Genomic DNA, 8,362 nt, shown 5'->3' on the forward strand with positions numbered 1-8,362 from the left:
GCACCCTTCCTGTCAACGTATTTCTGCGGGGGCACCCCGCCCCGTCCCCTCCTCGCCCGTCGGCGTCCGCCTGTCCGTTGTGGCTGAGGGGGTGGGGGTTCCTTCCGGCGAACCGCCCTCCGCCCCCCCCCCCCCCCCCCCCCCCCCCCCCCCCCCCCCCCCCCCCCCCCCCCCCCCCCCCCCCCCCCCCCCCCCCCCCCCCCCCCCCCCCCCCCCCCCCCCCGGCCCCCCCCCCCCCCCCCCCCCCCCGAGCCCTCGCGTCCCCTCCGAGTGCCCCCGCGTCTCCCCTCCGGACGCGGGGGCACTCGGATGTTCGGACTATTCGGTCCGCAGACCGTCCGGCCGCATCAGCCGCCACAGCGGCGGGAGGCTGAGGAGGGTGACGGCCAGGACGACGGCCGCGCCGATCGCCGACATCTGGGCGACGGTCGCCCAGTCGACGTGGAACGAACGGCCGACCATCGCCAGGAGCGCGGCGCCGAGCCCGAGCCCGCCGACACAGGCGATGACCAGGCCGAGCGCCATCGGAATGGCCGTCTGCCACAGCATCGACCAGCCCAGGGCGGTGCGCCGGGTGCCGAAGGCGACCAGGACGGCGAGCAGCTTCTTGCGGTCGCGGAGCTGCTCCAGCATCGTGACCAGCAGGCTGGCGCCGATCAGCGCCATGGTGACGGCGGCGCCCACGAACAGGCCGCGCCGCAGCTGGCCGTACTGCGTCTGCGTCGTGGTGTCGCTCACGGCCGAGACCGTGACCGTCGGGCCGAGCGCTGCCCCGGTGTTGCGCAGGTACTCCACCGCGTCCTGCTTGTCCGCGTCGAGGTTGACCATGACGACGGCCGTCGGATCGGCCAGCTTCGACTGGTCGACGGCCTCGGGGGTCAGCAGGACACCCCAGTTGGTCTGACCGCGCGGGTCGGTCCGCGCCGTGACGGAACGGGCGTCGGCCGGGACCGTCCACAGCCGCGGAGTGCCGGTGTACGGCAGGGCCCCGGTGTTGAGGTCGAGGCGTTTGCCGGGCCTGGCGTACGTGGCCAGGTCCGCGTCGGACGACGCGCCCCACCGCTCTTTGTTGGGCACGATGTAGACGCTGCCCGCCCCGCAGGAGCCGATCTCGGCCATCTGCCGCAGTGTGTCGCAGTCGGCGACCAGCAGCGGGATGAAGGCGGTGTCGGCGTTGGGGTCGAGCTTGCTCGCGTCCGGCTGGGTGGCCCGCGAGTTGATGAAGCCGTACGCCCGCGCCACGCCGGGCGTCGCCCGGACCTTCGCGGTGTAGTCGACCGCCTGCCGCGCGTCGGCGGTCTGCGCGCTGACGGTGGCCTGGATACGGGACTGGTCGGCGCCCGTGGAGTGCACGAAGGTGTCGTTGACGCCCGCGAAGAGCATCTGGAGCGCGATGGCCCCGGCGACCGCGACCGTGACGCCGCTGACCATCCGCGCCGACGCGCTGCTGTTCAACTGGAGCCTGCGGGTGGCCAGTTGCCAGGCGACCGGCCCGCCGTGCAGCCGCCGGACGACGGCCTCCACGAGCCAGGGCAGCACCGTGGTGACACCGAACAGCAGCAGCACCGCGCCCGCCGCCGTCTGGTACTCGTTGACCTGCGCGTCGCTGCCGTTGACCGAACCGAACAGCGGAACCAGCAGGCTGATTCCGACCACCGGGACCAGCAGCCGCCACCACAGCGTGCGGCGCCGGCCGAGCCCCTGGCGGACCACGCCCAGCGGTTCGATCGCCGTGCCGCGCAGGCTGACCAGGGTCACGGCGACGGCCGCCACCGGGACGGCCAGCACGATCAGCGTGGTGAGCGCCGCGTTCGGCGTCATGTCGGCGGGGAACGCGCTGATGTCACGGATCGTGACGTGCGAGGCCAGCTGCCGGCCGGCGAAGAAGAACACCGCGCCCAGCACCAGCCCGAACAGCGACCCCAACAGGGCTTCCCCCGCCGCGATTCTGCGGGTCATCCGGATGTCCGCGCCGACCAGCCGCATGGCCGCGAGCCGCCGGTCCCGCCGCTCGCCGCCCAGCCGTACCGCCGCGCCGACGAAGACCGCGACCGGCAGCAGCAGCACCACCAGCATGACGACCAGCAGCAGGGTCAGCACCGGGCTCATCGCCTCGGTGGGGGTGTGGAAGCCGTACGAGGTGACCCGAGTGGCGTTGCCGTGCGCGTAGTTCGCGTCACGGGCGGTGAGCTGATCGCTGCCCGCGTAGAACAGCAGCTCGCTCGGGCCCATCAGCCCGGTTTCCCCGACGGTGCCGGTGATCTTGTACGGGATGCGCTCGCGCAGCAGCGGCGTGGAGTTCAGCAGCTTGCGCAGCGCGGGGGAGACCACCATCTCCCCGGCGGCCGGCAGATGCGCGACGCCGGGCGGCGAGGGCGCCTTCGCACCCTCGGCCTGGAGCAGCGAGCCGCTGATCTGCGTGTTCCGGTAGACGGTCCTGACGTCGGCCACCAGCAGCGAGCGGTCGGACGGCTTGGCGATGTACGCGGTGGCGGAGGTGTCGCGGGCCACCCGCTTCTGCTCCCGCGTGTTCAGCATCGCCGGTACGGCGGCGGCGAGCAGCAGCAGCGCCACGCCGAGCCCGACGCCGACGGCGGTCAGCACCGTACGGGTCCAGCCCTCGCGTCCGCCGCCCGCCGCGAAACGCGCGCCGAGCGCGAGGTCGCGCGCCCAGGTCCGTACGCCGGCCGGCTGTTCCGGTGCCCCGGCGGCGGTGGCGCCGTGAGGTTCGCGGCCGCTCATGACACCCGCTCCATGTCGCGCGACTTCCCGTCCCGCACGACGATCTCCCGGTCGGAGTAGGCGGCCACCCGCGCTTCGTGGGTGACCAGGACGACGGCGGCGCGGGTGTCGTGCGCGGCGTCGGTCAGCAGCCGCATCACCCGCTCGCCGTTGAGCGAGTCCAGCGCGCCGGTCGGCTCGTCGGCGAAGACGACCCGCGGGCCGCCGACCAACGCGCGCGCCACCGCGACGCGCTGGCCCTGGCCGCCGGAGACCTCGCCGGGCCGCTTGTCGGCGATGTCGGCGACCTCCAGGCGCTCCAGCCACTGCGCCGCCTGCTGCTCGGCCGGCCTGCGCTTGGCGCCGCCGAGCCGCATCGGCATCGCCACGTTCTCCAGACAGGTCAGCTCCGGTACGAGCTGGCCGAACTGGAAGACGAAGCCGAAGTCGGCGCGGCGCAGCGCGCTGCGCTCGCCGTCCGACATGGCCGACAGGTCGCGTCCCCGGTAGCGCACTTCGCCGGAGTCGGCCTTCACGATGCCGGCCAGGCAGTGCAGGAGGGTGGACTTGCCCGACCCCGAGGGGCCCATGACCGCGACGACCTCGCCGGGCCTGATGCTGAAGTCGGCGCCGTCCAGCGCCGGGGTCGGGCCGTACGCCTTGCGCAGTCCCGCGGCCACCAGCAGCGGCTCGGGTCGGGGCTCGGTCGACGCGTTCATGCGGCCACCTCCGCGGCGAGCTGGTCGAGACGGGCGGCGGTCAGCTCCAGCCACCGCAGATCCGCCTCCAGATGGAACAGGGCGTGGTCGCAGATGAGCTGGTCCGCGAGGTCGCCCGCCGACTTGCGCCGGGTGAGCTCGCGCATCAGCCGCAGGTGCTCGGCGCGCTGGGTGTCGAGCAGGTCGGCGGCCGGGCGGCCGGTCAGCAGCGCCAGCACGACCTTCGTGTACAGCGTGGTCTGGAGGTACGGCTCCGGCTTCTCCGGCTGCGTCAGCCATGTCTCGACGTCCGTGATCCCGGCTTCGGTGATCGCGTACCGCTTCCGCTCGGGGCCGCCGCCCGGCTCTATGCCGTCCACCTCGACCAGGCCGTTCTTCAGCAGCCTGGCCATCGTCGAGTAGACCTGCCCATAGGCCAGCGGGCGGTCGTGTCCGAACCGTTCGTCGAATGCGCGCTTGAGGTCGTAGCCGTGGCGCGGGCCGGACTCCAGGAGTCCGAGCAGGGTGTGCCCAATTGACATGCCGAGCACTGTACACCACGGGTATACACGTCATGTATACCCGTGGGAACGATGCCTTCCGCCGCCGTGCGGTGGTGCGGGAGGGGGCTGGTGTCGGGGTCGGGCTCTACGTGCCGGCCGACGGCTTCGGGGGCCGGCCGCGGCGGGGGAGGGGGCGGGTCGCGCTCGGCAGGCGGCCCGCCTCGGCGAGGGCGCGGCGCAGCAGGAACTCGATCTGCGCGTTGGTGCTGCGCAGCTCCGCCGCCGCCCAGGACGCGAGGGCGTCGTGAACGGCGGGGTCGAGCCGCAGCAGCACCTGCTTGCGTACGGGGCGGGCGGCGAGGGTCTCGCCGCCGCCCGCCCCCTCGGGCCCGTCGTCTGGCCCGTCGTCGGGCGCGGGCGGGGTCACTGGTAGAGGGTGCCCGTGTTCAGGACCGGCTGTGCGGCGCGGTCACCGCAGAGCACGACCAGCAGATTGCTGACCATGGACGCCTTGCGCTCCTCGTCCAGTTCGACGATCCCCTGCTCGGCGATCCGGGACAGCGCCGACTCGACCATGCCGACCGCGCCGTCCACGATGGTCTGCCGGGCGGCCACGATGGCCCCGGCCTGCTGCCGCTGGAGCATCGCGGAGGCGATCTCGGGCGCGTAGGCGAGGTGCGTGAACCGGGACTCGATGATCTTCACACCGGCCGACTCGACGCGGGCGGCGATCTCTGCGGACAGCCGCTCGGTGATGTCCTCGGAGTTGCCGCGCAGCGAGATCGACTGGCCGTCGTGGGCGTCGTACGGGTAGTTGGTCGCGATGTGCCGGACGGCGGTGTCGGTCTGGATGCTCACGAACTGGACGTAGTTGTCGACCTCGAAGGTCGCCTGCGCGGTGTCCCTGACCTGCCAGACCACGACCGCGGCCAGTTCGATCGGGTTGCCGTAGGCGTCGTTGACCTTGAGCGTCGAGGTCTCGTGGTTGCGCAGCCGGGTGGAGATCTTGCGGCGGCTGGTGAAGGGGTTCACCCAGCGCAGGCCGTCCTGCCGGATGGTGCCCTGGTAGCGCCCGAAGAGCTGGCAGACCCGAGCCGAGCCCGGCGCGACCTGGGTGAGGCCGAACAGGGTGATGAACGCGCAGAGGACGACCACCGCGCCCGCGATGATCAGCGTGGTCGCGAGCGCGCCGGGGTGGTTCTTGGCGTGCACCGCGCCCGCGACGATCAGCGCCACACCACCGGCCACCACCACCAGCGCGAGCAGCAGAAAGGGCAGACCGGGCATGCCCACCGCCCGTCGCTCCTGCACCCGCGGCGCGGGCATGTCCGGTGCGTCGACGGCGAGCTGTGGTTTCTGGTCCGACATGGCGGGTCCCCGTTCCTCCGGAAAAGTGTCTATCAAATAGATATCATATTTTCGGGGAACCCAAACCTTGGCAGAGACCTGAACCGCACCCGGACGCGATGCAGCCCCGGGGCACGGGACATGATCACGTGCCTCGGGGCTGCGCTTCGGTGGGCGTCAGGCCATGGGCGTCAGCCGGTCGTGACCTCACCGGCGATCCGGTCGCCCAGCGACCGGTCGACACTGCGCCAGTACGTCAGCGCCCGCTCCAGCACCGGCGCGCTCACGCCGTCGCTGAGGTGGCCCGCCACGTTCGAGACCAGCCGGGCGCGCGCCGCGTCGTCCAGCACCTCGCGCACCATCGTGCCCGCCTGCCCGAAGTCGTCGTCCTCGGCGTGCGGCGCGTACGCCTCGCGCACCATCTCGCCCGCCGCCCGCCAGCCGGTGACCTCGCCGTACGCCTGCGGTGAAGCGGCCGGTCCGCCGTAGGAGTTGGGCGCGTACGGCGCCCCCGCGTTCGACGGCTCGTACCGCATCGGGCCGTCCTTGGCATAGGAGTTGACCGGCGAGTGCGGGCGGTTCGGCGGGAGCTGGGCGTAGTTGGGGCCGATCCGGTACCGGTGCGTGTCCGGGTACGAGAACAGGCGGCCGAGCAGCATCTTGTCCGGGGACGGGCCGATGCCCGGCACCATGTTCGAGGGCTCGAACGCCGCCTGCTCGATGTGGACGAAGTAGTCCTCGGGGTTGTTGTCCAGCGTCATCCGGCCGACCTCGATCAGCGGGTAGTCGCCGTGCGGCCACACCTTCGTCAGGTCGAACGGGTTGAAGCGGTAGTCCGCCGCGTCCTCGAACGGCATGACCTGCACATACAGCGTCCACGACGGGTGGTCGCCGCGGTCGATGGCCTCCCACAGGTCCTGCCGGTGGTAGTCGGCGTTCTGGCCCGCGAGGGTGTCGGCGTCCGCCTGGGTGAGGAAGTCGATGCCCTGGTCGGTCTTGAAGTGGTACTTCACCCAGAACTTCTCGCCACCGGCGTTGACCCACATGTACGTGTGCGAGCCGTAGCCGTTCATGTGCCGGTACGACTTGGGGATGCCGCGGTCGCCCATCAGCCACGTCACCTGGTGCGCGGACTCCGGCGAGAGCGTCCAGAAGTCCCACTGCATGTCGTTGTCCCGCAGCCCGTTGTCCGGGCGGCGCTTCTGCGACCTGATGAAGTCCTGGAACTTGATCGTGTCGCGCACGAAGAAGACCGGGGTGTTGTTGCCGACCAGGTCGTAATTGCCGTGCTCGGTGTAGAACTTCAGCGCGAAGCCGCGCGGGTCCCGCCACGTGTCCGGGCTGCCCTGCTCACCCGCGACCGTCGAGAACCGCGCCAGCATCTGCGTGCGCCTGCCCGGCTGGAACAGGTCGGCGCGGGTGAACTGGCTGACGTCGTTGGTCACTTCGAACCGGCCGTACGCCCCGCTGCCCTTGGCGTGCACCACCCGCTCGGGGACCCGCTCCCGGTTGAACTGGGCCATCTTCTCGATCAGGTAGTGGTCCTGCAGCAGGATCGGCCCGTCGGCCCCCACGGTCAGCGAGTGCTCGTCGCTCTCGACCGGGATACCGGCGTTGTTGGTGGTGTACGGGGTGCTCATCGAGAGTGTCCTCACGCTCGGGAGTCGTATGACCTCGCTGCTCCCCACCCTCCCACCGAACATGCCTGTCGGCACGCTGAGCGACACCGCGGTGACCCTTGGTCACGGCGGGTTCGGCCGCACGGCCACGCGTTGAGCCCACCCGGGAGGGCACCCCCCGACACGTACCCCCTCGGCGGCGCGGCCCTAGATCGGGAGCTCGAACCACACCACCTTGCCCGCGCCCAAGCGGGTGGCGCCCCAGCGCTGGGCCATGCGGTTGACGAGGTAGAGACCGCGGCCGCCCTCCTCCTCGGGGGCGGCGTGGCGCATGCGCGGCAGAAGAGGGGCGTCGTCGCCGACCTCGCAGCGCAGGACGTCGGTGCGCAGGAGGCGCAGGGTGATGGGGCGCTCGGCGTAGCGCACGGCGTTGGTGACGATCTCGCTGACCAGGAGTTCGGCGGCGTCGGACTGGTCCTCCAGGTCCCAGCGGCGCAGGGCCTGGCGGATCAGGCGGCGGGCGCGGCCGGGCGTCTGGGGGTGCGGCTCCAGGAACCAGTAGGCGACGTCGCTGGGCGAGATGCCGTCGAAGCGCGCGGCGAGCAGGGCGATGTCGTCGTCGCGGTCGCCGGGGCCGAGGATCTCCAGCACCTCGTCGCACAGCGGTTCCAGCGGTGGCGGCGAGACCACGCTGGCGGCGTCGTGCAGCCGTTCGCGCAGCAGCTCGATACCGCCCCACACGTCACGGCTGCGGGACTCGACCAGGCCGTCGGTGTAGAGCAGCAGGGTCGCCCCGGCCGGGGCGGGCAGCTCGACGGCCTCGAAGGGCACCCCGCCGACGCCGATGGGCGCGCCGGGCGGCACGCGCAGCACCTCGGCGAGGCCGTCGGCGTGCAGCAGGACCGGCGGCGGGTGGCCCGCGTTGGCGACCACCAGCCGGTGGGCGATCGGGTCGTAGACGGCGTAGACGCAGGTCGCCATGCGGTCCTGGCCGAGCCGCTGGGCCTGTTCGTCCAGGTGGTAGAGGACTTCCTGGGGCGCCAGATCGAGTCCGGCCAGGGTCTGGACGGTGGTACGGAGCTGGCCCATGATCGCCGCGGAGGTCATGGAGTGGCCCATGACGTCGCCGACGACCAGCGCCACCCGGCTGCCGGGCAGCGGGATCGCGTCGTACCAGTCGCCGCCGACGCGCGCGGACTCGGCCGCCGGAAGGTATCTGCTGGCGAGCTGGACGCCGGTCGGCTGCGGCAGGGAGTCCGGCAGCATCTCGCGCTGGAGGGCGTCCGCGATGTACGCCTCGCGGCCGTAGAGCACGGCCTTGTCGACGCCCAGCGCGGTGTGCGTGGCGAGCTGGGCGGCCACCAGCAGGTCGTCCGCCTCGAAGGGCGTACGGTCCGCGCGCCGCAGCAGCACCGCGGCGCCGATCACCCGGCGACGGCCGCGCAGCGGCGCCAGCAGGGCGCGGCGGCCGGTC

At 72.4% G+C, this 8,362-nt stretch carries 7 protein-coding genes; all 7 read right to left on the reverse strand.

All coding sequences use genetic code 11. The features are described 5' to 3' along the window. Positions 1–318: 318 nt before the first annotated feature. Entirely contained in the window at positions 319–2,742 is a 2,424-nt protein-coding gene (locus BGM09_RS28690; protein ID WP_188284632.1) for an FtsX-like permease family protein, read from the reverse strand. Then, positions 2,739–3,440: an ABC transporter ATP-binding protein gene (locus tag BGM09_RS28695; RefSeq protein ID WP_188284633.1), complete on the reverse strand. Its 702-nt coding sequence runs from the start codon at positions 3,438–3,440 to the stop codon at positions 2,739–2,741. Before BGM09_RS28695 ends, BGM09_RS28690 begins: the two co-directional genes overlap by 4 nt. Continuing rightward, positions 3,437–3,961: a PadR family transcriptional regulator gene (locus BGM09_RS28700; RefSeq protein WP_188284634.1), complete on the reverse strand. Its 525-nt coding sequence runs from the start codon at positions 3,959–3,961 to the stop codon at positions 3,437–3,439. Before BGM09_RS28700 ends, BGM09_RS28695 begins: the two co-directional genes overlap by 4 nt. Before the next feature lie 106 nt (positions 3,962–4,067). Continuing rightward, the gene (locus BGM09_RS28705) at positions 4,068–4,349 is read right to left on the reverse strand and encodes a hypothetical protein (RefSeq protein ID WP_317452934.1); all 282 of its coding nucleotides are present in this window, start codon (positions 4,347–4,349) and stop codon (positions 4,068–4,070) included. Next, positions 4,346–5,290, reverse strand: a complete 945-nt coding sequence (locus tag BGM09_RS28710) for an SPFH domain-containing protein (protein ID WP_188284635.1) — start codon at positions 5,288–5,290, stop codon at positions 4,346–4,348. The genes BGM09_RS28705 and BGM09_RS28710 overlap by 4 nt, the downstream gene beginning before the upstream one ends. A 170-nt stretch (positions 5,291–5,460) precedes the next feature. Then, positions 5,461–6,909 (reverse strand): catalase, encoded by a 1,449-nt coding sequence (locus BGM09_RS28715; RefSeq protein WP_188284636.1) that lies wholly within the window; start codon positions 6,907–6,909, stop codon positions 5,461–5,463. A gap of 186 nt (positions 6,910–7,095) precedes the next feature. Then, a partial coding sequence (locus tag BGM09_RS28720) for an ATP-binding SpoIIE family protein phosphatase (protein WP_188284637.1) occupies positions 7,096–8,362 on the reverse strand: 1,267 nt, incomplete at its 5' end.

The organism is Streptomyces sp. CBMA29, assembly GCF_014596445.1.
Classification (GTDB): domain Bacteria; phylum Actinomycetota; class Actinomycetes; order Streptomycetales; family Streptomycetaceae; genus Actinacidiphila.

Coding starts and splice junctions, on each gene's coding strand:
- BGM09_RS28715 (WP_188284636.1), bottom strand. CDS start 6,909: ATGAGCACCCCGTACACCACCAACAACGCCGGTATCCCGGTCGAGAGC.
- BGM09_RS28690 (WP_188284632.1), bottom strand. CDS start 2,742: ATGAGCGGCCGCGAACCTCACGGCGCCACCGCCGCCGGGGCACCGGAA.
- BGM09_RS28695 (WP_188284633.1), bottom strand. CDS start 3,440: ATGAACGCGTCGACCGAGCCCCGACCCGAGCCGCTGCTGGTGGCCGCG.
- BGM09_RS28710 (WP_188284635.1), bottom strand. CDS start 5,290: ATGTCGGACCAGAAACCACAGCTCGCCGTCGACGCACCGGACATGCCC.
- BGM09_RS28700 (WP_188284634.1), bottom strand. CDS start 3,961: ATGTCAATTGGGCACACCCTGCTCGGACTCCTGGAGTCCGGCCCGCGC.